Source organism: Halomonas sp. 328 (genome assembly GCF_015645095.1).
Taxonomy (GTDB): Bacteria; Pseudomonadota; Gammaproteobacteria; order Pseudomonadales; family Halomonadaceae; genus Bisbaumannia.
In genome coordinates this window covers 78,751-104,318 of record NZ_JADOTW010000015.1, presented here as the reverse complement: position 1 = coordinate 104,318, position 25,568 = coordinate 78,751, and the positions used below count along the sequence as shown (strand labels likewise).

Genomic DNA, 25,568 nt, shown 5'->3' with positions numbered 1-25,568 from the left:
GCACCTTTGCCTTTCCCTCGGCAGTACGACCCACGTAGCGTCTTGCCATCAATGGCCACTACCGCGCCTTCCGTCACGTCATGGCAGGCCTTCATCCATTCGGCAAACGCGCTTTGCAGTTGCTCAGCGTTCACCAGGGCCATGACCCTGGCCAAGGTGTCATGGCTGGGCACGCCAGCCTCAAAATCACCGTACTGGCGGAGAAAGTCGAGCTTCGCATGGCCAAAGTCCTCGATCTCGTCCCAACCCTCTGCACCACAGATCACCGCACAGACCGTCAGGAACAGGATATCCGACAGCTGATGCTGCACTTTCCAAGCCTGGCGGAAGTCGGGAACGATCGATAAATGGTGCATAAGGGACGGTGTCAGCATCGGGTCATCCATGAGAAAAAGGCGTTAGATGACCACATTAGATCCTACTGGTAAAGCGCTACGACGCCCGTCGTAGCGCGGTTTTTCATGCGTTTTCCCTGTCCGGGCACGCTACCGCCCCTACCCTGCGTCTTGGGATGGCGGCCGCCATCCATGCGGTAGTCCCCGAGTACCTTGTCGTTATTCTTCTGACCCTCTCAGCGGCCTTAAGTATTGAGAGTAAGCAAGGGGGGCGGGAGATGCAAAGGTGGGGTGTTGGGGGCAGTTCTTCTAGGGCGCCTGGCGGCGCCAATCGCCGAGACGTCGGACCGCGGCTAAAGCCGGCTCCTACAGCGCTGGTGGTTAATGCGAGAAACGGGGGATTGAACAGGGGCGCCTACGGCGCCGATCGCCGGCTGAAGCCGGCTCCTACAACACCAGTGGCTCCTGCGAGGCAGGCAAAGAAAAACCCCGGGCGGCGGGGGCCGTCCGGGGTAGGTGGGGCGTGGCGAGCTTGGCTTAGAAGAACAGCTCTTTGAGGGCGGCGCCGGGGCTGGGTTGGCGCATAAAGGCTTCGCCGACCAGGAAGCCGTGGACGGCCTTCTCGCGCATGCGGGTCACGTCGTCGCGGGTGTGGATGCCGGACTCGGTGATCACGGTGACCTCGTCGGGGATCTGCGCCAGCAGCTCGAAGGTGGTCTCGAGGCGGGTGTCGAAGGTGTGCAGGTCGCGGTTGTTGATGCCGACCATGGGCAGGTCGAGGCGCAGGGCGCGCTCCAGCTCCTTGGCGTCGTGCACTTCCACCAGCACGTCCATGCCGAGGGCCTGGGCCTGCTGGTAGAGGTCGGCCATGCGGGCATCGTCCAGGGCGGCGACGATCAGCAGGATGCAATCGGCGCCGATGGCGCGGGCCTCGCTCACCTGGTAGCCGTGGGTGATGAAGTCCTTGCGGATCACCGGCAGCTCGCAGGCATCCCGGGCGTCGACCAGGAAGTCTTCGTGGCCCTGGAAGAAGTCGGCGTCGGTGAGCACCGAGAGGCAGGCGGCGCCGCCGGCGGCGTAGTCGATGGCGATCTCGGCGGGGTGGAAGTCTTCACGCATCACGCCCTTGGAGGGCGAGGCCTTCTTGATCTCGGCGATCACCCCGGGCTCGCCCCGGGCGATGCGCGTCTGCAGGGCCTGTACGAAGCCCCGCGGGGCACTCTGGCGCTCGGCCAGGGCCAGCAGGTCGCGTTCGGCCACGGCGCGGCTGCGCTCCTGCACTTCCTCGTCCTTGCGGGCGAGGATACGGGCGAGGATGGTGGGCAGTTGAGTGGTCATCGGTGGGTATCCTTTAGCCCGCGAAGACGCGGGAGAAATCGGCCAGTTCCTTGAGCTTCTCCAGCGGCAGCTTGGAGTCCTGGGCATCCTGGGCCATGGCCACGCCCTCCTTGAGGGTGTCGGCCACGCCGGAGGCATAGAGGGCGGCGCCGGCATTCAGGGCGACGATATCCGCCGCCGGGCCTTCGCCCACCAGGGCCTCCTTGACCAGGCGCAGGCTGTCTTCGGCGGTCAGCACCTTGAGGGGCTCCAGGGACTGGCGCTCGATGCCGAAATCCTCGGGGGTGATGGTGTACTCGCGGATCTCGCCGTCCTTGAGCTCGGCGATGCGGGTCGGCGCGGCCAGGGAGATCTCGTCCAGGCCATCCTCGGCGTGGGCCACCAGCACATGGCGGCTGCCCAGGCGCTTGAGCACCTCGGCCATCACCGGCACCAGGGCGGGCTCGTAGACGCCCAGCACCTGGTTGGGGGCCCCGGCGGGGTTGGTCAGCGGGCCGAGGATATTGAACAGGGTGCGCACGCCCATTTCCCGGCGCGGGCCGATGGCGTGGCGCATCGCCTTGTGGTGCATGGGCGCGAACATGAAGCCCACCCCCACCTGGTCGATGCAGCGGGCCACCTGCTCGGCGTTGAGCTCGAGGGTGATGCCGGCCACGGCGAAGAGGTCGGCGCTGCCGGAGGAGGAGGAGACGCTGCGGTTGCCATGCTTGGCCACATGGGCGCCGCCGGCCGCCGCCACGAAGCTGGAGGCGGTGGAGACATTGAAGAGGTTGGCGCCATCGCCGCCGGTGCCGACGATATCGACGATATTGTCGCCATGCACCTCCACCGGGATCATCAGCTCGCGCATCACCTGGGCGGCGGCGCTGATCTCCTCCGGGGTCTCGCCCTTCATGGAGAGGCCGATCAGCAGGCCGCCGATCTGGGCGTCGGTGGCCTCGCCGGTCATGATGGTGCGCATCACCGCATAGGTCTCGTCGAAGCTCAGGTGACGGCCCCGCATCACCGCATCGATCGCTTCTCGCATCTGCATGGTTGGGTCTCCTTGCGATCCGCGGCGCTTAGCCACGCTTGAGGAAGTTGGCCAAAAGCTCGTGGCCCTGGCGGGTGAGGATCGACTCGGGGTGGAACTGCACCCCTTCCACGTCCAGGGTCTTGTGACGCAGGCCCATGATCAGCCCCGGGGTCACGTCATCGTCGTCGACCCAGGCGGTCACTTCCAGGCACTCGGGCAGGGTCTCGGCGGCCACCACCAGGGAGTGGTAGCGGGTCACCTCCAGGGGATCCGCCAGGCCCTCGAAGACGCCATGGCCATGATGGCGCACCAGGGAGGTCTTGCCATGCATCACCTGGGGGGCGCGCACCACCTCGCCGCCATAGACCTGGCCGATGGCCTGGTGGCCCAGGCAGATGCCGAGGATCGGCAGCTTGCCGGCGAAGTGCCGAATCACCTCCAGGGAGATGCCCGCCTCGTTGGGGGTGCAGGGCCCGGGGGAGATGACGATATGGCTCGGCGCCAGGGCCTCGATCTCCTCGAGGGTGATGGCGTCGTTGCGGTGGGTGATCACCTCGGCCCCCAGCTCGGCCAGGTACTGCACCACGTTGTAGGTAAAGCTATCGAAGTTGTCGATCATCAGCACGGACATGGCGTTATGTTCCTGTTTCTTCACTTGTGTCCAGTAGGCTTGGGTGAGGCGAGCCGGGGATGCCCCCGTGCGACCTCGCTATTGTTGCGCCGACCGTGCAGGAAGCCCAGACACAAAAATGCCGCCCTGCAGGCGGCATCGTCATTCAAGACACGAGGGAGCCGCCCCACCTTAGGAGCGCCACCACTGGCTGGAATGCATGTGTTCTGAAATCTTCATGCCGGTATGGTGCGGCCGGCGCGGCGAGCTGTCAAGGCACCCGGCGTTAGTGCCGCGCCCGGCTTCGTGGCAGAATTCGCCCATGACCGATTCCCCTCCCTGTTGCGGCCCCCTGGCCCACCATTGGCCCTGGCCCCTTGCCCTGCCGGGCGCCCAGCTGGTCAGCGCCCCCTTCGTGGCGGAGCGCCTCGATAACGCCGCCTTCGCCACGGCGGGCATCGCCCTGCCCGAGGGGCTCGAGGCCGCCGCCCCCAAGCGTCGGGCGGAGTTTCTCGCCGGGCGGTTGTGCGCCCGCCAGGCCCTCTGGCACCTGGATGGCCGCTGGCAGGCCCCCGCCATGGGTGAAGACAAGGCGCCCCTCTGGCCCACGGGCTGCGTAGGCAGCATCACCCATAGCCACGGCTGGGCGGCGGCCCTGGTGGGGCCGCGGGCAAGCTATCAGGGCCTGGGGCTGGACGCCGAGCGGTGGCTTGACGACGAGACGGCCGCACGCCTGGCCCGCCGGGTGCTGACCGAAGCGGAGCGCGAGCGCCTCCCCGCCGACGAGGCATCGCTCGCGGTCACCCTCACCTTCTCCCTCAAGGAGAGCCTGTTCAAGGCGCTCTACCCGCTGGTGGGCCGGCGCTTCTATTTCCCCGATGCGGAGCTGATCGACTGGCACCCCCAGGGGTCGGCGCGGCTGCGCCTGCTGAGCGACCTTAGCCCGGCCTGGCCCGCCGGCCGCGAGCTCGATGGCGGCTTCTGCCGCTGGCAGGGCCGGCTACTGAGCCTGGTGGCAATTCCCGCCGACTGAGCCCCAGCCTCTTCTGCCGGCAGGCGTTATTCCAGGTTATCGAGGCCGCGTTCGGCCATGGCCAAGCGAGCCGCCCCCTGCCCTCGGCTGGCCCGATCAAGGCTCCATCCCCCCTCCTTCGTTCGCTGCCCGCCATCCTTGCCACTCGCCACTCTTCATGCATATGATAATGCTTATCAAATGCAAAAGAAGTGAACAATCAATGCCTTCCGACACCTCGTACCGGCCACACCTCCTGGTGATCGAGGACGACCCTAGCCTCAATGACCAGATCGCTCGTCTGCTCGAGAGCAAAGGCTATCGCGTCGCGCAGAGCCTCGAGGGAGAAGGCGGCCTGATAGCGGCATTGAGCCAGGCCTTCGATCTGATCCTGCTCGATGCACGGCTCCCCAGGCTGAGCGGTTTCGAGGTGCTCGAGCGGCTACGCCACACCCACCAGACACCGGTGATGCTGACCGCCTGCGGTGCCGAGGAGGAGCGGATTCGCGGTTACCGACGCGGTGCCGACGACTGCCTTCCCAAGCCCTTCGATTTCACCGAGTTGCACTTACGCATCGAGGCCCTGTTGCGCCGAACCCTGGGATCTCCCACCCAACCTAGCCCTCCGAACGAACTCCGCCTCGGCCCCCTGAGGCTGGATCGCAGCCGCCTGGCGGCGCACTACGGCGACACCGCCATCCCCCTGACACCCATACAGTTCCGCCTGCTCTGGGTGTTGTTGCTCCACCGGGGCGAGGTACTCAGCAAGCCCTACCTCTATCAGCGAGTCCTGGAGCGGGAGTTCTGCCGCTACGACCGCAGCCTGGACATGCACCTGAGCCGGGTGCGCCGCAAGCTGGTGGACGCCGGCATGGCGGCGGATCGCCTGCAGACCGTCCACGGCAAAGGCTACGGTTTCCTGTGAATCCCCCGGGACACCCAAGGCTGGCCAGGGTTCCGCCGGCGAGGCGTAACAAATGTAAAAGCAATTCCCAACCACAGCGGGGTAAACAAGAATGCGCTCCAAATGAGAATTCATATCACACAAAGGAGCCCCGATGTCCCCCGCCCCCCGCTTTCCCCGCCACCCCTTGTGCCTGGCCATCGCCCTGCTCGGCGCCAGCCCCCTGGCCCTGGCCGAGTCGGCCCAGAGCCTCGATACCCTGGAGATCACCGCCGAGCGCCTGGCCGCCGACCAGGTGATCGACGCCGAGGCGATGGAGCGTCGCCAGGCCAGCGACCTGAGGGACATTTTCGCCGACCAGCCGAACGTCTCGGTCGGCGGCGCCGCCCCGGCCGCCCAGAAGATCTATGTGCGCGGCCTGGAGGACACCCAGCTCAATGTCTCCGTGGATGGCGCCACCCAGTCCGGCTACCTGTTTCACCACCAGGGACGCCTGCTCGTGGATCCCGAGCTGCTGCAGCGGGTCGAGGTGGTCGCCGGTGCCGGTGAAGCCACCAACGGGCCGGGGGCCCTGGGCGGGGCGATCCGCTTCGTCACCAAGGATCCGGAGGACCTGCTGCGCCCCGGCCAGGATGTCGGCGCGCGCCTGAGCGCCGGCTACTTCAGCAACACCGAGGGGTACCGCACCTCCGCCTCCCTGTATGGCCGCCTGACCGATCAATGGAGCGCCCTGGCGAGCCTGTCGCACACGGATCATGACGACTACGAGGATGCCGACGGCAACACCCAGCCCTTCACCGGCACCCGCCGGCAGAGTGGGCTCGTCAAGCTGGTCGGTCAGTTGACCGACGAACAGCGGATCGCGCTGAGCTATGATCGCAGCGAGGATCAGGCCTTTCGCCTGCATCGCCCCCACTGGCGCCCCAGCGTCCGCAACGCCCCCATCGACCAGGAAATGGTGCGCGAGACCCTGACCGGCCAGTACGGCTTCGACTCCCTCACCAACGACTGGCTGGATCTGGACCTGACGCTATACCGCACGGAAGCCTCCCTGGAGCATGTCGACGGTCCCTTCGGAGACTATATCGGCAGCATGGAGAGCCAGGGCGGGGACCTGCGCAATCGCAGCCGCCTCGGCGACCACACCCTGACCTTCGGCATCGACTACCGCCGGGACGAGGCCAGCCTGGCCAGCCCCCTCTATGGCACCAACCGGGAAGAGGGCCGCGTGGTGGGTCTCTACCTGCAGGATCGCTACCAGTTGACCGACCGCCTGCAGCTCAGCGCCGGGGCGCGTTACGACTGGTTCGAGCTGGACGAGGAACTGACCGGCAATCGCTTCGAGGAATCCGGCCTGAGCCCCAACCTCGGCGTGAGCTTCGATGCCACCGACAACCTCAACCTCTATGGCGGCTGGGCACGGGCCATCCGCGGCACCCAGGTCAAGGAGCTGTTCGTCCTCGACTACTACCGCAACGCCGAGGATCGCAGCGAGGAAACCGCCGACAACTACGAGGTGGGGGCCCGCTACCAGCACGGCAACCTCTACCTGAGCGCGGAAGCCTTCGTGACGCGCATCGACGACGTGGTGGGCATCGTCGACCGTGCCACCCTCGGCAACCTTGGCGACCTGAAGAGCCGGGGCTTCAGCACCAGCATCGGCTACGACTGGGATCGCCTGAACGCCTCGCTCTCCTTTAGCCGGGCCCGGCCCGAGATCGACGGCGAGCCGCTGAGCGACGACGACATGGCCATCGGCACCAGCGTCGGCGACACCTGGGTGGCCAACCTGAACTACCAGGCGACCGACAGCCTGGAGCTCGGTTGGACGGGCCGCTTCGCCGAGCGGCTGACCCGGGTGGCCAGCGACTCCCCGGAGAAGGCCGGCTATGGGGTCAATGACGTCTATGCCCGCTGGCGTCCGCTGGACGACGATCAGCTCACCCTGGCCCTGAGGGTCAACAACCTCTTCAACAAGCAGTACTTCGATCATGCCAGTTACGGGGATGCCGGCGATGTTGCCCACGGCCTGCCCGACCCCGGTCGCGATATCCGCCTGAGTGCCAGCTATCGATTCTGACCCTCACGGGGGCGCCTATGGCGCCCCTGCTGTTTTGGCGCCCCGGCAGCACGCACCCCTGGCTCGGCGTCCGCCGACCCCTTCGCCGCCCCATCCGAGCCACTTCCAATATCCCCCACCCAAGGAGCCCGCCATGCCCACCATGAATGCCCAGGTACCCACCGCCGAGGCCAGCCGCTTGATCCAGCGGCTATGCAAGCACTTCCGCCACAAGATCGATGCCGAGTGGGACACCCACCAGGGCCGGCTGCACTTCTCCATCGGCGAGTGCCGGCTCGACGCCGAGCCCGACGCCCTGCGCCTGCGCTGCGACGCGGCCTCGGCGGACGAGCTGGCGGAGCTCGGCGAGGTGGTGGCCTCCCACCTGGTACGCTTCGCCGGCGATGGCGTCGCCTCGGTCGAGTGGCAGACGGTGACCTAAGCCGATACCACACCCGGCCGCGAGCCACGAAAACGCCCCCCGGGCATGGCCTGGGGGGCGTTTTCGTGGCGCGTCGTCAGCCTAGGCCAGGGCAGCTAGAGCAGGCGAGGAAGCCGAGAGGCGCTGGCGCACCCGCGTCAGATCCTCGGCGAGGACCCGGTAGCCATCGGGGCCGAACCACTCCAGGGAGACGTCCATGGGCTCGCGGCGCCGCGCCAGCCAGTCGAGCACCGGGCCATAGTCGCAGGCCCCTTCCAACACCGGCACCATGCCGTCCCGGCTGCCCGCCGGCGAGTAGACATTGGCCGGGGCGAAGACCGACAGCCGCTCGTGGCGATCGATGTTCTTGAGGTGGAAGTGGCGTACCCAGGGGGCCAGCTCACGCAGCGCCGCCAGCGGTTCGACGCCCGCCTCCCAGACGTGCAGCACATCGAAGTTCAGCCCCAGGCCGGGATGATCCACATCATCGAGCAGCGCCCGGGTCGCCTCCGGGTGATCCGCCAAGGTATTGGGGTGGGTCTCCACCACCAGGGTCTGGCCCGCCTCGGCCACACACTCGGTGAGCCGGCGCAGGCGCTGCGCCAGCGCACGCCGTTCGCTCCTGTCCAGGGCGGCACTGGGACGGTGACCGGCGAAGGTGCGCAGCTTGTCGGCCCCCCAGTAGCGAGCCAGTCGACAGAGGCGACGGGTATGCGCCAGGGCCGCCGCCTCGTCGCCCTCCAGGGGCAGGTAGTCGCTGAGCATGGGAATCACCAGGCCATGGTGGCGCAGGGCCGCGGCCTCATTCCCGGGGGCATCGCCCAAGTGGCGAGCGTGGACGCCCCACAGTTCGATGCCGTCGAAGCCGGTGTCGGCCGCCCAGGCGGCGAGCTCCGGCAGGGAGACCAGGTGGTGGCGAAACGAGATGGTGCACAGATGCAGCCGGATCATGATGGGAGCTCCTCGGCGGGGGTGGGTCGGGACGCGGCAGGGTCACTGGTCTGGTCGCAGGCCTGCCACCAGGCCTCGAAGAGTCGCTGCAGCTCGGTCTTGAGGCGAAACTCCCGGGCGTCCTGTTCGTCCAGCAGCGCCTCGATGCCGGCGGCCAGCGCCGTGTCGCCGCTCATCACCAGCTTCATGGCGCGGTACTGGATGCGGGTGTAGGTCTTGACCAGGGCCTCGATCTCCTCGCACCAGGCCTCGAAGGCCTCATCGCCCTCCGCCTGGCGACCCTGTTCCTCCAGCAGCCAGGCGAAGGCGTGCTCGTAGGCGTACTTGCGGATCGCCATCACCGGGATCTCGCGGAAGGCCAGGGTCAGGTGGGCCAGCGGCTGGCTGGCCTGGGGCCCCAGGTGGGCGCGGAAGATGCCGCGCAGGGCGTCGGTGAAGGGGTTCTCGTGGCGCTTCATACACTGGCGGAAGTAGGCCGCCACCGCCTCCCGGGGGGTATGGCGCACCTCCAGGCCGTCGAAGTGGAAGCCCCCGGCGGCGGCCGGCGAGCGCACCGCCTCGAGGATCCGCGCCTTGGGCAGCTCGCCTTCCCAGCGGAAATCCGGGTCGCACATGAACCAGGTCTCGGGGTCGGCGGTGGCCTCCAGCATCACATAGTGGGGAAAGGGGTTCTGGTGGAACTTGTTGTCCCGCTCCGGCAGCCGGTACATGTCGAGCATCACCATCACCTGGCGGTCCGCCGGGCGGGTCTCCACCAGCTCCACCAGGCGGGCGACATTGGCCTCCTTGTCCCGGTCGTGGTCATACCACTCGTCGATACGGATGCCGTAGAGCAGCCGGTACCAGTCCCGGAAGCCCTCGTGGCGGGTGTGCGGCGAATGGTAGGAGAGCACCTGGTCGGCATCCACCGAGAAGTCGGCGTCCCAGACCCCGAAGTAGAAGGGGCGGTGATCCACCCCCGGGGTGCGCTTGATCAGCTCGCAGACGCAGCTGACGAAACAGTGCACCTTGATCATAAGGCCGCCTCCCGCTGCCACTGGCCGAGCCGGGCCACCAGGTCATCGACCCGGCGCAGCTCCTCGCCGATCACCGCCTCCTCGGGAATCGCCAGGCCGTGCTCCAGCTCCAAGTGCACCAGCAGCTGCAGCAGCATGATGGAGTCCAGGGCCAGGTCCTCGTTGAGCCGTGCCTCGGGCGCGAAGCGCGACAGGTCGGCCTGGGGCAGGTGGCGTGCCAGGGTGTCGGCGATGGCCTGCCGCAGCCGCGCCGCGTCGCTATCGGTAGCGGGGGTCATGCCGCGATTCATGCCACCTCCTCGGCCAGCCGGCGCCGGCTGATCTTGCCGTTGGCCAGGATTGAGGCGATGGCCTGCCGCAAGCGTGGTTCGCTAATACTCATGCCACTATTCACACAACCTCCTCGGCCAGGCGGCGCCGGCTGATCTTGCCGTTGGGCAGCTTGGCGATCTCCGTCACCTGCTCCAGCAGCATGGGCACCTGATGGGGGGCGAGCCGCTCGCGGCACCAGCGTCGCAGGGCCTCGCCGTCCAGCGGCTCGTCGGCCACGAAATGCAGGCAGACCCGCTCGCCGGCATAGGCGTCGGGGCGCTTGAAGGCCACCGCCTCGGTGATCCGCGGATGGCGCAGGAAAACATCCTCCACGTCGCCGGGGTAGACGTTGATGCCCGCCACATTGATGGTGTCGTCGAGGCGCGCCAGGAAGTGCAGCCGCCCCTGGGCATCCAGATAGCCCAGGTCGCGGGTGGCGATCGCGCCCTCCCCCGGCACGCGGACGCGGATCTCCGCCGGCGCCTCGGGGGAGAACCCCGCGCTGACCTCCAAGTGAGCCAGGGGGCGCCCCATCAGCCCCGGCGTCTCGGCCCGGGCGGCGATGGCGATGCAGCCCGCCTCGGAGCAGCCGTACTGCTGGCAGACCCGCTCGACCCGGGCGCTCAGGGTCTCGAGCAGCGGCGCCGGCAGGGCCGCCCCGGAGAGCATCAGGGTGTGCAGACGCTGCTCCGGGGGCAGCATGCGCACCAGCAGGCTGACCAGGGTGGGGGCGGCATAGAGCAGGTGCCGGGGATGCTCGCGCAGGGTGGCGAGGATGGCGCGCGGGTTGAGGTTGGTGACGAGACGCGGCACCACCTGGCGACGCAGCCCGGCCAGGACCCCGCAGATCAGCCCGTAAGAGTGGGTGACCGGGCAAGCGACGATGGGGGTCAGTCCCTCGGCCTCGGGGAAGCCGGCGACATAGCTTTCCAGCTCCCGGTCGATGGCGGCCCAGGCACGGGCGATCGGCTTGGGGCGTCCGGTGGTGCCGGAGCTGAGCTGGATCAGCTCGCCGCCCGGGGCGGGCGCGCGACGAGGCGCCACGTCGTCCAGGGCCTCCAGTACGCCCTCGCCGTGCAGCAGGTGCTGGCAGCCGGTCTCCCGGGCCAGGGCCCGGGCCGCCTCCAGCGGCGTGGCCGGGTGGATGGGCAGCACGCTGCCGCCCTCGGCCTTGAGGTACAGGCACAGGGCCAGCCACTGGCCGCTGTCCTTGAGGCAGACGGCCAGGCGCCGGCCCCGGGGCTCGGCGATGGCCGGATAGTGACGCAGGGCCGCGACGGCGCGGTCGACGTCGTCGCGGCCATAGGGGGTGGCATCCACCACGTAGAGGGGATCGGAGAGTGTCACGCTAACCTCGATGATCGGTGGGCTGATGAGGGGGGTTCGGCATCCGCCAGGGCATTGGCGATGCGGTGATGGCACTCCGGGGCCTCGGGGCCCCGCAGCTTGCGGGTGATCAGGGCCTCGGCGGCGATCCACGGGCGACGGTGACCCAGCTGGGCCAGGCGTTCCGCCAGCTCGGGGTGGCGCCGGGCATAGGCGGCGAGGCAGTCGCTCACCGCTTGCCAGAAGCGCGCCTCGGGGAAGCCGTAATGGGTCTCCAGGGCCAGGGCCAGCTCGCTGAGGTGGTAGACGAAGAGGGTGTCCATCACCAGCTCGCGCAGCGCCTCCACCGCCCCCATGCGGTAGTAGCGGTCATCGGGGGCCGCGTCGTAGTCCGCCTGGCGGTCACCGAGACGGGGCCCCCTGGCCCCATCGGGCAGGAAGGCCTCGACGTACTCCACGCTGTCGTGGAAGTCGCGCAGCAGCAGCGCCACCGGCCAGCCGTCGCGAACCACCAGCAGGGCGTTCTGGGCATGGGCCTCCACGGCGATGCCATGGGCCGCCAGCAGGTGCCAGACCGGCAGCACCAGGGCGCGAATCAGCGCCGCCAGCCAGGCCTCGAGGCCGTAACGCTCGATCCAGGGGGCGATAAAGGGCCGCCCGTCCGCCTCCACGGCGAAGAGCGCATTGCCGGGCACCGCCCGCTCCCCCGCCGCCAGGCGCGGCGCGATGCCGTCGCGCCAGATGGCCCCCAGCTCGCCGGCCAGGGCGGCCTGCTCCGCGGGGTGCTCGGGGTGGCCGGTGTAGAGCACCCCGGCGTACTCCTCCAGCAGGCGCAGGGGGTAGTCCGTGGCGAAGCGTGGGTCGCCGTCGAGGGTGTCGCGCAGCCAGCGGGAGATCGCCGGCGCCGAGGGCACCGAGTGGGGCTCCAGGTGGCGCCGGGCGGAAGTGTTGCCGATGCCCAGGGGCAGCTTGACGCAGGCCTGCCCCGGGCGACTGGCGTTGAACAGCGAGCGCAGCGACTGGCTGGGGCGATAGGCATCGCCCAGCGTGCCCAGGGAGCGCACCTCGCCCCGGGCCAGGGCCGGCCCCAGGGCGCCCTCGCGCAGCTGGCGCCACTGCCAGGGATGCACCGGCAGGACGGCGTGGCAACGCGAATCGCCGCCGCTCGCTTCCAGGGCGGCCCACAGCGCCCGGCTCGTCTCGGCGCCCAGTTCGCGATCCCAGAAGGCCGCCTCCGCTTCGGGCAATTGGCTCAGGCAGTGATCGCGGGGCACGGCGAGCCAATGCAGGGCGAAGGCGTGCCCCGACTCGGGGCCGAAACGCGCCTGATCCTCGGCATCGAAGCCGAGCCGCGCCTTGAAACAGGGGTGATAGGGGTGACCCTCGTGGAGGGCGCTGTCCAGGGCCTCGGCGGCCAGGTCGCGGCGCTCTGCCACGACCGGACAGGCGGCGGCATGGCGCAGGGTCGCCTCCAGCTCGGCGAGCAGCACGCAGCGGCACGCCAGGCTCGCCGGCAGCTGGCCGACCAGGCCCTCGAGGCTCACCGCCACCGCCCGCCCCTGTCGGCTCAGCCCGAGGCTCTTCACCGCCAACTGGACCCGCCCGAAGCCGCGAACCCGCCCCCGGCAGCGCCCTTCCCACTGCCCCAGGGAGAAACTCAGCCAGCCCCAGTCGCCTCGCGCCGAGGCCTCCTGCCGATAGGTCAGTACCCCCTCGAAGAGCAGCGCCTCCAGCAGTTGACGGATGACCCGCCAGCGCAGCGCCTCAGGCGACCGCATGGCGCACCTCCGCGGCGAGGGGCTGCCGGGTCGCCCGCAGGGGGTTGGCAATGCAGGTGTAGACCGCCATCTCCAGGTCCGCCTCCAGCTCGTCCAGGTCCTGCACCCGGGTCAGCAGGTTGCCCTTGTAGGGCAGCCGCGCCTCCTCCAGCAACCGGCTCACCAGCGGCCGCGCCGGACCGTCGAGCCGGGCCCGCCAGCGCTCGAGGGCCTCGCGCAGCAATGCCAGGGCCTCCTCCTCGGCCAGCAGGCCGTCCTCGCCGAAGCGGGCGATCACCGCGAACAGCTGGTTGACCACCAGGTAATAACAGAAGCGGTCGCGGATCATGTCATCGGCGTAGAAGAGCTCCGGGGTGCGGGCCAGCGCCGGGCAGAGCGCCGTCAGCGCCTCGCGGCGGCTCGCCGAGAGGTAGTAGCCCTGGTTGTCGCGGTAGTAGAAGGCGGTGGGATAGCCGGCCCCGAGGTCGAGCAGGCCATTCTGCTGGTGGGCCTCCAGGGCGATGCCGTGGGTATCGTAGAGGCGCAGGGCCGGGGCGATGGCGCAGCTCAGGTAGTGACGGAACCAGTCGCGGCTCACCGCGGCCAGGCCGCGCCCCTCGTTGAGGGCCAGGCCCTCGATCAGCGTCTGCAGCCGCGAGGGCCGCCCCTCCAGGGGCGCCTGGGTCAGGGCCGCCACGGCGATCGCGCCGCCATCCCGTCCCGGGAGGAAGGGGTTCTCGCGCAGGATCGTCTCGAAGCCACTCTCGCGCAGCCCCGGCAGCCGCACGCTGAGGTAGGCGGGATCCTGCAGGAAGCGGAAGCGCGGCTCGGCGTCGGCGAAACCGGTAGCCCGGATCAGTTGCGCCATCACCAGGCCGGCCTCCAGCTCATGGGCCTTGTTGACCCTCAGGGAGTTGGTCACCCGCACCGGAATCGAAAACTTGAGCATCCACGGCAACGCCTCGCAGTAGAGGGTGCGCACCGAGGAGGTGGCGGTGAAGTGCGGCCCCCGCTCGCCCAGGGAGCGGATCTCGCCGCGGACCATGGCCGCCTGTACCGCCGGCTGGGCCAGCAACCACTGGGCCTGGAGGGGATGAGCCGGCACCGGCAGGTGAGCCTCGGGCAGCGGCGGCAGGGCGTCGCCCAGCAGCTCGGCCACCAGGTCGGTGGCGGGGGCGACGCCATGGCTGCCCTGGACGACGAGGTCGCGGTGGACCGAGAAGAGGTGCAGCGGAAAACGTCCGGCCAGCTCCGGCGCATAGCGCTCGTGCTGCCAGTCCGCCAGGCCCTGGCGGCTCTTGGGGGTGGGGTGGGCCACATGGCCGAACAGCAGCGACTGCTCGGCGTCGATGAAACGCTCGGAGACCCGCCGCGGGTCCTGGCGGCGCGCCGCCACGTAGCGGGCCATGACCCGCTGGCTGTCGAGGAGCCGGTAGCGCAGCTCCAGCTCCCGGGTGCGGCGCAGCTCCGGCAGCATGCCGCCGACCCGCTCATAGAGCTCGGTGACCAGCAGGTCGATGGCCGCGGCGGGGGCCAGCCGCGCCCAGCCCTGCCCCGGGCGGCACGCCCAGGCCCGCCCCAGCCGATGCCGCCCGGCCAGGGAGCGGTAGCTCACCTCCACCGCCAGCTCGGCCTCCCGGGTGGTCAGCCGAAGGGTCGCCTCCGGTGGCCCTTCGGCGGCGTCATCGACCCAGCGGCCGCCGTCCACCTCCTGGAGGTAGCAGTGCAGGAAGGCCTGAAAACTGGCCTGTTCGGCGATAGCCCGCGCGGACGGTCCCATAGTGTTGCCCCATGACGAGAGTCTGAGAAAACACTAAATGAGAGTCATACGCACTCGTATTGGTTTTACAACTTTTACACTCCGGCGGGCTCGCCGGGCAGCAGCCGCCGGGGCCGGAAGCGCAGGAAGAGGCTCAGGGCCAGGCCGAAGGTCAGCCACTCCGCCAGGGGCAGGGCCAGCAACAGCGGCCACTCCGGGCGCAGGGTGGCGATCAGCACCAGCAGCGCCGCCGGCAGCACCAGGCTACGGGAGAGGGCCACCACCGCGGAGGGCAGCGGCCGGTGCATGGCGGTCAGGTAGACCGACAGCAGCACATTGAGGCCATTGATCAGGAACAGCGGCCAGAGGATCGCCAGAAACTGGTCGGCGAGGCGTGCCGTGGCCTGGTCGGCGCCATCCAGGAAGAGCCGCACCAGGGCCCCGCCCTGCCACCAGACCGCCACCACCAGCACCAGGCCGAGGCCCAGGATCACGCTGGCCCCGCAGCCCATAAAGGCCCGGATGCGCCGGGCATTGCCGGCCCCCAGGTTATGGCTGAGCAGCACATGCATGGCATCGGAGATGCCGTAGAAGACCATCAGGCTGAGGAAGATCAGGTAGTTGACCACGGTGAAGGCGGCCACCCCGGTGACCCCCTGGCTGCTCATCAGCAGCCAGTTGATCAGCAGCATCACCAGCCCCACCGAGGCCTCGTTGATCCACTCCGAGACGCCGTTGACGCCGGCCTTGAGCACCTCGCCCCAGTGGCGCTGGCGCGGCGAGAAGCGCAGCCGCCGACCGCGGCGCAGGAAGTAGCCCAGCAGTATGGCGAGCTGCAGGCCCTGGGCCAGGCCGGTGGCCAGGGCCGCGCCGCGCAGCCCCTGCCCCAGGTAGCCCACCAGCAGCGCATCGAGCAGGATATTGGCGCCGGCCCCGGCGACCAGGGCCGTGGTGGCCAGCCCCGGGAAGCCGTCGACCCGCACGAAGTAGTAGAGCACCAGGGTCACCAGCTGCACCACCAGCACCCAGAGCATGATCAGGAAGTACTCGGACATCAGCGGGTAGAGCTCGGGGGCGGCGCCGAGCAGCCGGTAGAGCGGCTCGTGGAAGCGCAGGCAGAGCAGCGCCGCCACCAGCGCCAGGCCCAGGGTGGCGATCAGGCACTTGCTGAAGGTCGCCGAGGCCGCCGCCGGGTCCCCCTCCCCCAGCGCCTTGCCGGCGCGCACCGTGCCGCCGATGGCCAGGGCCAGGGCCAGGCCGAAGAGCACGGCGAAGTAGGGAATCAGCAGGTTGAGGGCCGCCAGGGCCTCGGCCCCGGCGAAATTGCCGATAAAGATGCCGTCGACGATATTGGCGGTGGTCAGCGCCAGGAGCCCCGCCACCGAGGGCAGGGCATAACGCCAGAAGACCGGCCAATGGGGGCCGGTCAGGATGGGGTCGTCGTGGCGCGGGGCAGCGGCGTCCATGCGCTCTCCTTGCAGGCGAGGCCCGGCCTCGGGGCGGGAGGCGTCCCGCCCACCAGGGCCTATTCCAGGTTATCGAGGCCGCGTTCGGCCATGGCCACGGCGCGGAACAGGGCGCGGCCCTTGTTGAGGGTCTCCTGCCACTCCAGCTCGGGCACCGAGTCGGCGACGATGCCGGCGCCGGCCTGCACATGCAACTGGCCGTCCTTGATCACCGCGGTGCGGATGGCGATGGCGGTGTCCATGTTGCCGTGCCAGGAGAGGTAGCCCACGGCGCCGGAGTAGACACCGCGCTTGACCGGCTCCAGCTCGTCGATGATCTCCATGGCGCGGATCTTCGGCGCCCCGGAGAGGGTGCCCGCCGGGAAGGTGGCGCGCAGCACGTCCATGGCGGTCAACCCCGGCTTCAACTGGCCGGTGACGTTGGAGACGATATGCATCACATGGGAGTAGCGCTCCACCACCATCTGGTCGGTGACCTTGACCGTGCCGGTACGACTGATGCGCCCCACGTCGTTGCGCCCCAGGTCGATCAGCATCAGGTGCTCGGCCACCTCCTTGGGGTCGGCCAGCAGGTCCTTCTCCAGGGCCAGGTCTTCCGCCTCGGTCTTGCCGCGCACCCGGGTGCCGGCGATGGGCCGCACCGTCACCTCGCCCTCCTCCAGGCGGGTGAGGATCTCCGGGGAGGAGCCCACCACCTGGTGGTCGCCCAGGTCGAGGAAGAACATGTAGGGCGAGGGGTTGAGGCTGCGCAGGGCCCGGTAGAGGTCCAGCGGCGGCGCCTGGTAGCCGATCGACATGCGCTGGGAGGGCACGCACTGCATGACGTCGCCGGCCAGCACGTACTCCTTGATGGTCGCCACCGCGGCCTTGAAGCCGTCCTCGGTGAAGCCGGAGGTGAAGTCCCCCTCCTCCACCGCCGGCGCCCCGGTACCGGGACTCTGGGTATTGACGGTGGCGCTGCGCAGGCGGATCTCGAGGCGCTCGAGGCGCTCCCGGGCCTGCTCATAGGCATCCGCCTCGGCGGGATCGGCATGGGTCCAGAGGGTCAGGCGACCGGAGAGGTTGTCGAAGACCACCAGCTCCTCGCAGACCATCAGCAGGATATCCGGCACCCCCAGGGGGTCGGCCTTGGCGGCGGCCGCGGCGCTGCGCAGCCGCGGCTCCACGTAGCGAATGGTGTCGTAGCCGAAGTAGCCCACCAGGCCACCGTCGAAACGCGGCTGGTCGTCCAGCTGCGGCACCTTGAAGCGGGACTGGAAGGCCTCGATCCAGGCCAGCGGGTCCTCCACCTCGGCCTCCTCGATCACCTGGTCGCCATCCAGGTGGCGCACGGTGAAGCCGCGCACCTCGAGGCGCTCCCGGCACGGCAGGCCGATGATCGAGTAGCGGCCCCACTTCTCGCCCCCCTGCACCGATTCGAGCAGGAAGGTCCAGGGCGCCTGGGCCAGCTTGAGGTAGGTGGAAAGCGGGGTGTCGAGGTCGGCCAGCACCTCCCGGGTCACGGGAATGCGGTTATAGCCGGCCTGGGCCAGCTCCTGAAAGCGGTCGGGGGTCATCATGCCCGTCAGATCCTTTGGTGGTGTCTCGGAAAATGGCTAGCGGCGGCCGCCGGAGCGGCCCGAGGGCATCACCATCGCCAGCGCTTGACCTCGCGCATCAGGGTGGCGAGGCCCTGGCGATTCGAAGGGAAATGACCGGGCATGAGAGTGGTGTCCGTGCGAGAAAGTTATAGCAACTTCTTATCAAATCGGCATTTTTTATAGCACCTTAGCGAAGGAACACTAAACGAGTTCCGCCAGCGATTCAACCATGCCATCCGGGCCGCTGGCCGCTACCGGCTCGCCGTGATTGTAACCGTAGGGCACCGCCAGGGTGCGAAAGCCCGCGGCCCGCCCGGCGGCGATATCGTGGCGGGAATCCCCCACCATCAGGCAGCGCGACGGCGGCACGTCGAAATGCTCGCTCATGGCCAGTAGTGGCGCCGGGTGGGGTTTCTTCTCGGGCAGGGAGTCGCCCCCCAGGCAGCGGGCGAAGCAACCGTCGATGCCCAGCCCCTCGAGGATCGGCGCGATAAAGGCCACCGGCTTGTTGGTCACCAGCGTCAGGATCAGGCCCCGCTCGGCGAGCCCCGTCAGGGCCTCGCGCACCCCGGGGTAGAGCCGGGTGCGAACATTGGGCGCCTGGCCATAGTGATGCAGGAAACGCTGATGGGCCGCTTCCAGGTGCTCGGCCTCGGGGGCGCGGCCCAGCGCTGCCGTCAGTGCCCGCTCCACCAGGACCCGGGCGCCGTTGCCTACCCAGTCGCGCACCTTGACCTCGCCGGCGGCGGGCAGGGCCAGGTCGGCGAGGGTGAGGTCCACCGCCGCGGCCAGGTCGGGAACCGAGTCCACCAGGGTGCCGTCCAGGTCGAAGGTGACCAGGGTGATGCCGTCCAGGCTGGGGTGCATAAGGGGCTCCTTGGCGAGTGTCTGAGAGGGGACGAATCGGCCATGCCGATTATGCATGTAATATTACGAAAAAATCTTCCGCTTTTTGCCCGTCGCCCATAGGCAGACGAACGTCGTAGCGTTATGCTAGGGCCAGCCGTTGCCGACTCCAGGGCATCCCCCCCCCTACTCGGCCGGACGCCTACGACACCCCCGCCGTGACGCCCGACCGCCGTATCGAGGCCAGTGTCCTGACCCCGGGCAACTATTTCAAACCTTGCCTTTTCACACTTTGTCAGGAGTCTCCATGACACTACCACGCATCGTGGTGGTTGGCGGAGGCGCGGGCGGACTCGAGCTGGTCACCCGGCTCGGTCGCAAGCTCGGCAAGCGCCAGCGCGCCGAGATCGTCCTCGTCGATCGCAACCCCACCCATATCTGGAAACCCCTTCTACATGAAGTGGCCACCGGCGCCCTCGACTCGGGCCTCGATGAGGTCTCCTACCAGGGCCACTCCAAGAGCCATGGCTACCAGTTCCAGCGCGGCACCCTGAGCGATATCGATCGCCAGGCCCGCCGCCTGACCCTGGCGCCGATCCTCGACGACGAGGGCCACGTGATACTGCCGGCCCGGCACCTCGACTACGACTACCTGGTGCTGGCACTCGGCAGCGTCTCCAACGATTTCGGCACCCCCGGGGTCGCCGAGCACTGCCACTTCCTCGACTGCCCGCAGCAGGCCGAGGCCTTCCGCCACGACATGCTCAATACCTTCCTGCGCTACAGCGCGCCGGAGCGGCGTACCCATCCCAAACTGACGGTGGGCATCATCGGCGCCGGGGCCACCGGGGTGGAGCTGGCCGCGGAGCTCTATGACGCCTCCAAGATGCTCAAGAGCTATGGCTTCACCTCCATCGAGGCGAGCCAGGTGCAGGTCCACCTGGTGGAGGCCGCCCCCGGCGTGCTGCCCGCCCTGCCGGCGCGCATCGGCAAGGCGGTGCACAAGGAGCTGGAGAAGCTCGGCGTGCATATCCATGCGGATACCCGGGTCACCCAGGTCACCGAGAGGGGCTTTATCACCGCCGAGGGCGAGAAGATCGAGACCGACCTCAGCGTCTGGGCCGCCGGCATCAAGGCGCCGCCCTTCCTCTCCGAGCTGGGGCTTGCCACCGAGCGCAATCACCAGGTCAAGGTGCACCCCACCCTGCAGAGCCTGGACGACGAGCGCATCTTCGCCTTCGGCGACTGCGCCAGCTGCCCCCAACCGGACGGCAAGCGGGTGCCACCCCGGGCCCAGGCCGCCCACCAGCAGGCTGGGGTGCTCTACCGCAACCTGCGCGCGGCCCTGGCCGACAAGCCGCTCAAGGAGTTCACCTTCCGCGACCGCGGCTCGCTGATCTCCCTGGCCCACTTCGATGCGGTGGGCAGCCTGATGCGCGGCGCCTCGGCACGCAGCCTGTTTATCGAGGGGCGCCTGGCGAAGATGTTCTACGCCTCCCTCTACCGCATGCACCAGTTCGCCATTCATGGCGCCATCAAGACCGGCATGACGGTGGTGGTGGATGGGCTGAACCGCTTCCTGCGGCCGAAGATGAAGCTGCACTAAGCCCCGGCAACACTGGCATCAAAAAAGGCCGCCGAGCACTGCTCGGCGGCCTTTTTCGTGGTCGGGCGCTGGCCTTAGGCTTTTGTCTGAAAAATCGGCGAGCGAAGGTCAGACAAGGCAAAAATCGGCGAAAAGACGGACCGGGCTCGCGTGCGAGTTTACGCGGTGTAAATGAGTACTTTAAGCCGATTTTTAACGCCGTATGGCCGAGCGCAGCCAGTTTTCGGACATAGCCTAGTCCACCTTGGCGGGGATCGCCTCGGCCGGTGCCGCTTCGGCCCCGTGGTGGTAGAGGTGCACGTCGCGCTGGGGGAAGGGAATGCTGATGCCCTCGGCATCGAAGCGCCGCTTGATCTGCTCGGTCAGGTCCCAGTAGACGTTCCAGTAGTCCGCCGCCTTGACCCAGGGGCGCACGATCCAGTCGATGCTGGAGTCGGCCATGGCGTTCATGCGGATATTGGGGGCCGGCTCCGGCAGGATACGCTCGTCGGCGGCCAGCACTTCCTGCAGCACCCGGCGCACGGTATCCACGTCGTCCTCGTAACCCACGCTCACCACCAGGTCGACCCGGCGGGTGTCATGGCTGGAATAGTTGGTGATGGCGCCATTGAGCATCTGGCCATTGGGCACGATGATGCGGCGGTTGTCGCCGGTCTTCAGCTCGGTGGTGAAGATCTGCACGTTGTCGACGACGCCCGCCACGCCGCCGGCTTCGACGAAGTCGCCGATCTTGTAGGGTCGGAAGATGATCACCATCACCCCGGCAGCGAAGTTGGCAAGCGCCCCCTGCAGGGCCAGGCCCACCGCCAGGCCGGCGGCACCGAGTACGGCGATCAGCGAGGCGGTCTGGATGCCCACCCGGCTGATGGCCGCCAGCACCACGAAGACCAGCAGTAGCGCATAGAGGATATTGCCCAGGAACTTGACCAGCAGCGGCTCCACCTTGCCCCGCTCCATGGCCTTGGTGGCCAGCTTGTGCAGCAGCTTGGCCGCCCAGCGCCCGATCAGGAAGATGGCGAGAGCCGCCACCAGGTTCACGGCGAAGCTCGCCCCGGAAGTCTGCAGATAGGTCACTACCCCATTCGCATCCATAAGTCGTCCTTTTTCCATTCCATTCAAGTCGAGGTGGTTTGCCCGGCAAACCCTTGCAGCATAGCAAAAGCGCCGGCTAATCCCCGCCGGCGATCTCTTGCCGTGCCAGCCAGGCGCGTTTCTGGGCCGCGGAGAGGCGCTTCAGGGCGGCCTCCTGGCGCAGCGCCTCGCCGTGGCTGGCCATGGGCGCTTGATACCTGAGGGTCAGCGGCCCCTTGCCGCGCAGCGCCTTGGCGCCGCGCCCGGCGCGGTGCTGCTCCAGGCGCCGCGCCACATCGGTGGTGATACCGGTATAGAGGGCGCCGCCGGCGGTCTCCAGCAGGTAGAGGTGCCAGCGGCGCTCGGGGGCAGGCATTCAGGCCTTGGCCAGCTCGTCGCGGAAGGCCTGGATCACGCTGTCATAGCGATGGGGATCCTCGGCGCGGCCGGCATTGAAGACCGCGGACCCCGCCACGAAGGTGTCGGCCCCGGCCCGGGCGATCTCGGCGATGTTGTCCACCTTGACCCCGCCATCGATCTCCAGGCGGATATCGTAGCCGGAGGCATCGATGCGCCGACGCGCCTCGCGCAGCTTGTCCAGGGTGCCGGGCAGGAAGGACTGGCCGCCGAAGCCCGGGTTGACGCTCATCAGCAGGATCATGTCGACCTTGTCCATCACATGATCGAGGAAGGAGAGCGGCGTGGCCGGGTTGAAGACCAGGCCCGACCGGCAGCCGCCGTCGCGAATCAGCTGCAGGGAGCGGTCGATATGATCGGAGGCTTCCGGGTGGAAGGTGATATAGCTGGCCCCGGCCTCGATAAAGTCACCGATCAGGCGATCCACCGGCTTGACCATCAGGTGGGCATCGATGGGCGCGGTGACCCCATGGTTGCGCAGCGCCTTGCAGACCATGGGACCGATGGTCAGGTTGGGCACATAGTGGTTGTCCATCACGTCGAAGTGGACGATATCGGCGCCGGCGGCCAGCACGTTGTCCACTTCCTCGCCCAGGCGGGCGAAGTCGGCGGAAAGGATGGAGGGGGCAAGCTTGAAGTCGCGGTGAGACATGGAGGTCGGAGACTCCTCGGGTCAGGGTAGCCAGATCGGGCGTATTCTAGCAGCCCGACCGGCTTCCCTGCAGGCACAATCGCCTCCCGTCCCCCTGCCCACCACCACGCAAGAGGCCGGCAAAGGCCGGCCTCGGTGGGTGGTAAGCGTTGGGCTCAGCGGGCCAGGTAGCCCTCGGCGCGCAGGCCTTCGGTGACCTCGAGGATGCTCTCCTTGAGGGTCTCGGCGACGAAGTCGACGTCCTCGCGGGTCAGGATCAGGGTCGGCGAGAGGATGTTCATATGCGCCAGGGGGCGCACGATCAGGCCGCGCTTCTGGCAGGCGTCGGCGATGCGGTTGCCCACCTTGGCCTTGGGATCGATCAGCTCCTTGGTCTCTTTATTCGCCACGTTCTCCAGGCAGATCATGAACTTGCGACCACGCACGTCGCCCACCAGGTCGAGTTCGCCGAGCTCGCGGATACGTGCTTCGAAGTAGGCGCCGACCTCCTTCACATGGTCGCAGATGCCCTCGCGCTCGATGATCTCGATGTTCTTCAGTGCCGCGGCGCAGCTCACCGGGTGGCCGGAGTAGGTGAAACCGTGGGTGAAGATGGCGCCCTCCGCCTGGGGCTTGCTGATCACCTCGTAGATGCGATCGGAGAAGATCGTCGCCCCCAGCGGCAGGTAGCCGGAGGTGAGGCCCTTGGCGCAGGTGATGATATCGGGAACGATCTCGAACTCGTCCTCGGAGGCGAACATGTGCCCCAGGCGGCCGAAGGCGGTGACCACCTCGTCGGAAACATAGAGGACGTCGTACTTGCGGCACACCTCCAGGGTCGCCTTGTGGTAGCCCTTGGGCGGCACGATCACGCCGCCGGCGCCCATGATCGGCTCGGCGAAGAAGGCGGCCACGTTATCCGGGCCGATCTCGAGGATCTTGTCCTCCAGTTCCTGGACCTTCTGGCGGCAGAATGCCTCTTCGCTGAGCCCCGGGTCACGGCGATAGGGGTTGGGGCAGGAGATGTGGTGCACCAGTTGCTCGTCGATATCGAAGCCGATGTGGTCGAACTTGACCCCGGTGATCGACATGGCCATGTAGGTGCTGCCGTGGTAGCCGTCGATCCGCGAAATGATCTGCTTCTTGGTGGGCTTGCCCAGCTGGTTGAAGTAGAAGTGGATCAGGCGTACCGCGGTGTCGTTGGCCACCGAGCCGCCGCAGCCATAGAAGACGTGGTTGAGGTCCCCCGGGGCCAGCTCGGCCAGCTTGGCGGCAAGCTTGGCCGCCGGCGGCGTGGTGTGGTGACCGAAGGTGGAGAAGTAGGGAATGGCGCAGATCTGCTCCGCCACCGCCTCGGCGATCTCCTTGCGGCCATAGCCGATATTGACGCACCAGAGGCCGCCGATGCCGTCCAGGTAGCGCTTGCCGTCGGCGTCCTGGATGGAGACCCCATCGGCGCCGGTGAAGACCATGGAGCCGGTCTCCTTGAAGGTGGAGAAGTCGGTCCAGGGGTGCATGAAGTGATCGCGATCGGCTTCCCAGACTTGCTGCTTCTCGGCGGCTTCGACGGCGGTCAATTTGGGGTTGAGGCTGTTCATGGGTCACTCCTGTTCGTTCGGGGTCGTGCAGTGGTTCGTGGCGCCGGGCCGGAGCACCGGCGCCGAATGTCGAGTTCAGTCCTGGGCCTTGCGATTGGCGTCGGGCACCAGCGCCTCCAGCGGCTCGGGGCGGAACAGTGGCTTCTTCATCACGCCCTTGATCCAGACGATGGCCACCAGGCTGACGATGCCCAGCACCACCCCCGCGCTGGTGAAGATCCAGGTGGTCAGCTCGGGGGCCGGCGAGGCGTAGACGATGGCGTAGACCATGCCGGCGATGCCGATCACCTGGGGCAGCGGGTAGAAGGGGGTACGGTACGGGCGCCGGGCGTCGGGGTAGCGGCGACGCAGAGCGATCACATTGACGTGGGCGATGATGTAGGCGAGCAGCCAGGCGATGGCGGCAGCCACCAGCAGCAGGCCCACGGTGCCCGGATCATTGCCCCAGATCAGCAGCGGCAGGCCGGTGACGCCGGCGATGAAGAGCACTGCCACCCAGGGCACCCGGCTCTTCGGCGTCAGGCGACCGAGGATCGGGAAGACCTGGCCCTGCTCGGCCATGCCCTGCAGCATCCGCGGCACCGAGGCCAGGGAGGTATTGAGGGTGCTGCAGGTGGCGGTGACCGCCGCCACGGCGAGCAGGAAGGTGCCGGAGCCGCCGAAGGCCGCGGTGGCATAGGCCAGGTGGGGCAGCTCGGACTCGACCAGGGTCTCGCGGGGAATGTAGAAGAGCGCGCCCAGGCAGTAGAGCAGGAAGACGCCGAAGATCATGGTCAGGCCGATAAACATGGCGCGGGGAATATTGCGCTCGGGGTTGCGGCTCTCGCCCACCAGCGGGCAGACGAACTCCACCCCCACATAGCCCCAGATGGCCAGGGCGATCAGGGTCAGGGCGCCGTCGCCCAGGTTGAAGTCGCCGAAGATCTGCCCCGCGGGAATCTCGTGGGGCGCGAAGCCACCGCTCAGGGCGCTGACGCCGAGCAGGGTCAGGGCCACCACCATCACGAAGGCCAGCAGGTTCTGCAGCTTGGAGAAGATATCGATGCCCAGCAGGTTGAGCGCCGTGAACACCCCCAGGATGCCGAAGGCCAGCCACTGGGTACCGCCCAGGCTCGGATAGAGCACCCCGAGCAGGTAGTTGACCAGAAGCAGCTCCGCGGAGAGGGCGAACATCGCCACCACCACATAACCGGAGAAGACGGCGAGAATCGCCGGGAAGTGGCCGAGGGCCACCTCGGTGTAGGCACTCAAACTGCCGGCCCGGGGAATCATCAGCGCCAGCTCCGAGAAGGAGGCGGCGTAACAGAGCGCCAGCACCCAGGCGATGGCCAGGGGCACGATATAGGCGGCGCCGGCGATGCCCACGCCCTGGAGCATGATCACCATCACGCCCTGGGAGACCACCAGGCCCACCGCCACGGCGAGCAGCGCCTTCATGCCGAGGGCGGCACGGGGTTTGTTGGTGGCCGCGCCGGGCGCGGCGGCAACGGTTGTCTGTGTCTCTTGCATCGGGAATACCCTCATTTTGTAGTCGTTGT

Annotated in this window: 23 protein-coding genes; 5 read left to right on the top strand and 18 right to left on the bottom strand. The window is 68.2% G+C overall.

Annotated features, from left to right (window positions below; genetic code table 11):
• From IHD13_RS09515 to IHD13_RS09500, 4 genes are all read right to left on the bottom strand, one after another.
• Positions 1-374, bottom strand: a 374-nt coding sequence (locus tag IHD13_RS09515; RefSeq protein WP_195860807.1) for an ISAs1 family transposase, incomplete at its 3' end; no start/stop codon positions are given.
• Positions 375-872: 498 nt separating this feature from the next.
• Positions 873-1,673, bottom strand: a complete 801-nt coding sequence (trpC, locus tag IHD13_RS09510) for an indole-3-glycerol phosphate synthase TrpC (RefSeq protein WP_195860806.1) — start codon at positions 1,671-1,673, stop codon at positions 873-875.
• Between the two features lie 13 nt (positions 1,674-1,686).
• The gene (gene trpD / locus IHD13_RS09505; protein WP_195860805.1) at positions 1,687-2,706 is read right to left on the bottom strand and encodes an anthranilate phosphoribosyltransferase; all 1,020 of its coding nucleotides are present in this window, start codon (positions 2,704-2,706) and stop codon (positions 1,687-1,689) included.
• 28 nt (positions 2,707-2,734) lie between these two features.
• Positions 2,735-3,319 carry an anthranilate synthase component II gene (locus tag IHD13_RS09500; RefSeq protein ID WP_195860804.1) on the bottom strand — a complete coding sequence of 195 codons (585 nt, stop codon included), beginning with the start codon at positions 3,317-3,319 and terminating at the stop codon, positions 2,735-2,737.
• A gap of 301 nt (positions 3,320-3,620) precedes the next feature.
• Between IHD13_RS09500 and IHD13_RS09495 the strand changes: the two genes are divergently transcribed.
• The 4 genes from IHD13_RS09495 to IHD13_RS09480 all read left to right on the top strand — a co-directional run bounded on the left by IHD13_RS09495 (position 3,621) and on the right by IHD13_RS09480 (position 7,715).
• On the top strand, positions 3,621-4,331 hold the full coding sequence (locus IHD13_RS09495) for a 4'-phosphopantetheinyl transferase family protein (protein ID WP_195860803.1): 711 nt from the start codon (positions 3,621-3,623) through the stop codon (positions 4,329-4,331).
• A gap of 202 nt (positions 4,332-4,533) precedes the next feature.
• On the top strand, positions 4,534-5,235 hold the full coding sequence (locus IHD13_RS09490) for a response regulator transcription factor (protein WP_195860802.1): 702 nt from the start codon (positions 4,534-4,536) through the stop codon (positions 5,233-5,235).
• A 133-nt stretch (positions 5,236-5,368) separates the two neighbouring features.
• Positions 5,369-7,294 (top strand): TonB-dependent receptor domain-containing protein, encoded by a 1,926-nt coding sequence (locus tag IHD13_RS09485; RefSeq protein WP_195860801.1) that lies wholly within the window; start codon positions 5,369-5,371, stop codon positions 7,292-7,294.
• 133 nt (positions 7,295-7,427) lie between these two features.
• Positions 7,428-7,715, top strand: coding sequence for a DUF2218 domain-containing protein (locus IHD13_RS09480; RefSeq protein ID WP_195860800.1), 288 nt, complete (start codon positions 7,428-7,430; stop codon positions 7,713-7,715).
• An 81-nt stretch (positions 7,716-7,796) separates the two neighbouring features.
• Here IHD13_RS09480 and IHD13_RS09475 read toward each other — a convergent pair whose 3' ends face one another.
• The 9 genes from IHD13_RS09475 to IHD13_RS09435 all read right to left on the bottom strand — a co-directional run bounded on the left by IHD13_RS09475 (position 7,797) and on the right by IHD13_RS09435 (position 18,728).
• A complete protein-coding gene (locus IHD13_RS09475; protein ID WP_195860799.1) occupies positions 7,797-8,645 on the bottom strand; it encodes a sugar phosphate isomerase/epimerase family protein in 849 nt (282 codons plus the stop codon).
• Positions 8,642-9,661, bottom strand: coding sequence for a DUF6005 family protein (locus IHD13_RS09470; protein ID WP_230086231.1), 1,020 nt, complete (start codon positions 9,659-9,661; stop codon positions 8,642-8,644). The genes IHD13_RS09475 and IHD13_RS09470 overlap by 4 nt, the downstream gene beginning before the upstream one ends.
• Positions 9,658-9,951 (bottom strand): phosphopantetheine-binding protein, encoded by a 294-nt coding sequence (locus tag IHD13_RS09465; protein WP_230086230.1) that lies wholly within the window; start codon positions 9,949-9,951, stop codon positions 9,658-9,660. The genes IHD13_RS09470 and IHD13_RS09465 overlap by 4 nt, the downstream gene beginning before the upstream one ends.
• A 100-nt stretch (positions 9,952-10,051) precedes the next feature.
• Complete coding sequence (locus tag IHD13_RS09460) at positions 10,052-11,320, bottom strand: AMP-binding protein (RefSeq protein WP_195860798.1); 1,269 nt, start codon at positions 11,318-11,320, stop codon at positions 10,052-10,054.
• Complete coding sequence (locus IHD13_RS09455; protein WP_195860797.1) at positions 11,317-13,077, bottom strand: IucA/IucC family protein; 1,761 nt, start codon at positions 13,075-13,077, stop codon at positions 11,317-11,319. Before IHD13_RS09455 ends, IHD13_RS09460 begins: the two co-directional genes overlap by 4 nt.
• Positions 13,064-14,836, bottom strand: coding sequence for an IucA/IucC family protein (locus IHD13_RS09450; protein WP_195860796.1), 1,773 nt, complete (start codon positions 14,834-14,836; stop codon positions 13,064-13,066). Before IHD13_RS09450 ends, IHD13_RS09455 begins: the two co-directional genes overlap by 14 nt.
• A 74-nt stretch (positions 14,837-14,910) precedes the next feature.
• On the bottom strand, positions 14,911-16,281 hold the full coding sequence (locus IHD13_RS09445) for an MATE family efflux transporter (protein WP_195860795.1): 1,371 nt from the start codon (positions 16,279-16,281) through the stop codon (positions 14,911-14,913).
• 59 nt (positions 16,282-16,340) lie between these two features.
• Positions 16,341-17,837, bottom strand: coding sequence for an anthranilate synthase component I (gene trpE / locus IHD13_RS09440; protein WP_195860810.1), 1,497 nt, complete (start codon positions 17,835-17,837; stop codon positions 16,341-16,343).
• A 225-nt stretch (positions 17,838-18,062) separates the two neighbouring features.
• Positions 18,063-18,728 (bottom strand): phosphoglycolate phosphatase, encoded by a 666-nt coding sequence (locus IHD13_RS09435; protein WP_195860794.1) that lies wholly within the window; start codon positions 18,726-18,728, stop codon positions 18,063-18,065.
• 286 nt (positions 18,729-19,014) lie between these two features.
• On the opposite strand from IHD13_RS09435, the gene IHD13_RS09430 reads away from it, so the two are divergent.
• A complete protein-coding gene (locus tag IHD13_RS09430) occupies positions 19,015-20,313 on the top strand; it encodes an NAD(P)/FAD-dependent oxidoreductase (RefSeq protein ID WP_195860793.1) in 1,299 nt (432 codons plus the stop codon).
• 234 nt (positions 20,314-20,547) lie between these two features.
• Here the strand turns inward: IHD13_RS09430 and IHD13_RS09425 are convergent, their stop codons facing one another.
• The 5 genes from IHD13_RS09425 to IHD13_RS09405 form a co-directional block, all read right to left on the bottom strand.
• Positions 20,548-21,405: a mechanosensitive ion channel family protein gene (locus tag IHD13_RS09425; RefSeq protein ID WP_195860792.1), complete on the bottom strand. Its 858-nt coding sequence runs from the start codon at positions 21,403-21,405 to the stop codon at positions 20,548-20,550.
• A gap of 76 nt (positions 21,406-21,481) precedes the next feature.
• Positions 21,482-21,760 (bottom strand): GIY-YIG nuclease family protein, encoded by a 279-nt coding sequence (locus IHD13_RS09420; protein WP_195860791.1) that lies wholly within the window; start codon positions 21,758-21,760, stop codon positions 21,482-21,484.
• A complete protein-coding gene (gene rpe, locus IHD13_RS09415; protein ID WP_195860790.1) occupies positions 21,761-22,453 on the bottom strand; it encodes a ribulose-phosphate 3-epimerase in 693 nt (230 codons plus the stop codon).
• Positions 22,454-22,608: 155 nt separating this feature from the next.
• Entirely contained in the window at positions 22,609-24,030 is a 1,422-nt protein-coding gene (locus tag IHD13_RS09410; protein ID WP_195860789.1) for an aminotransferase, read from the bottom strand.
• Between the two features lie 75 nt (positions 24,031-24,105).
• Entirely contained in the window at positions 24,106-25,539 is a 1,434-nt protein-coding gene (locus IHD13_RS09405) for an APC family permease (RefSeq protein ID WP_195860788.1), read from the bottom strand.
• Between the last annotated feature and the right edge of the window lie 29 nt (positions 25,540-25,568).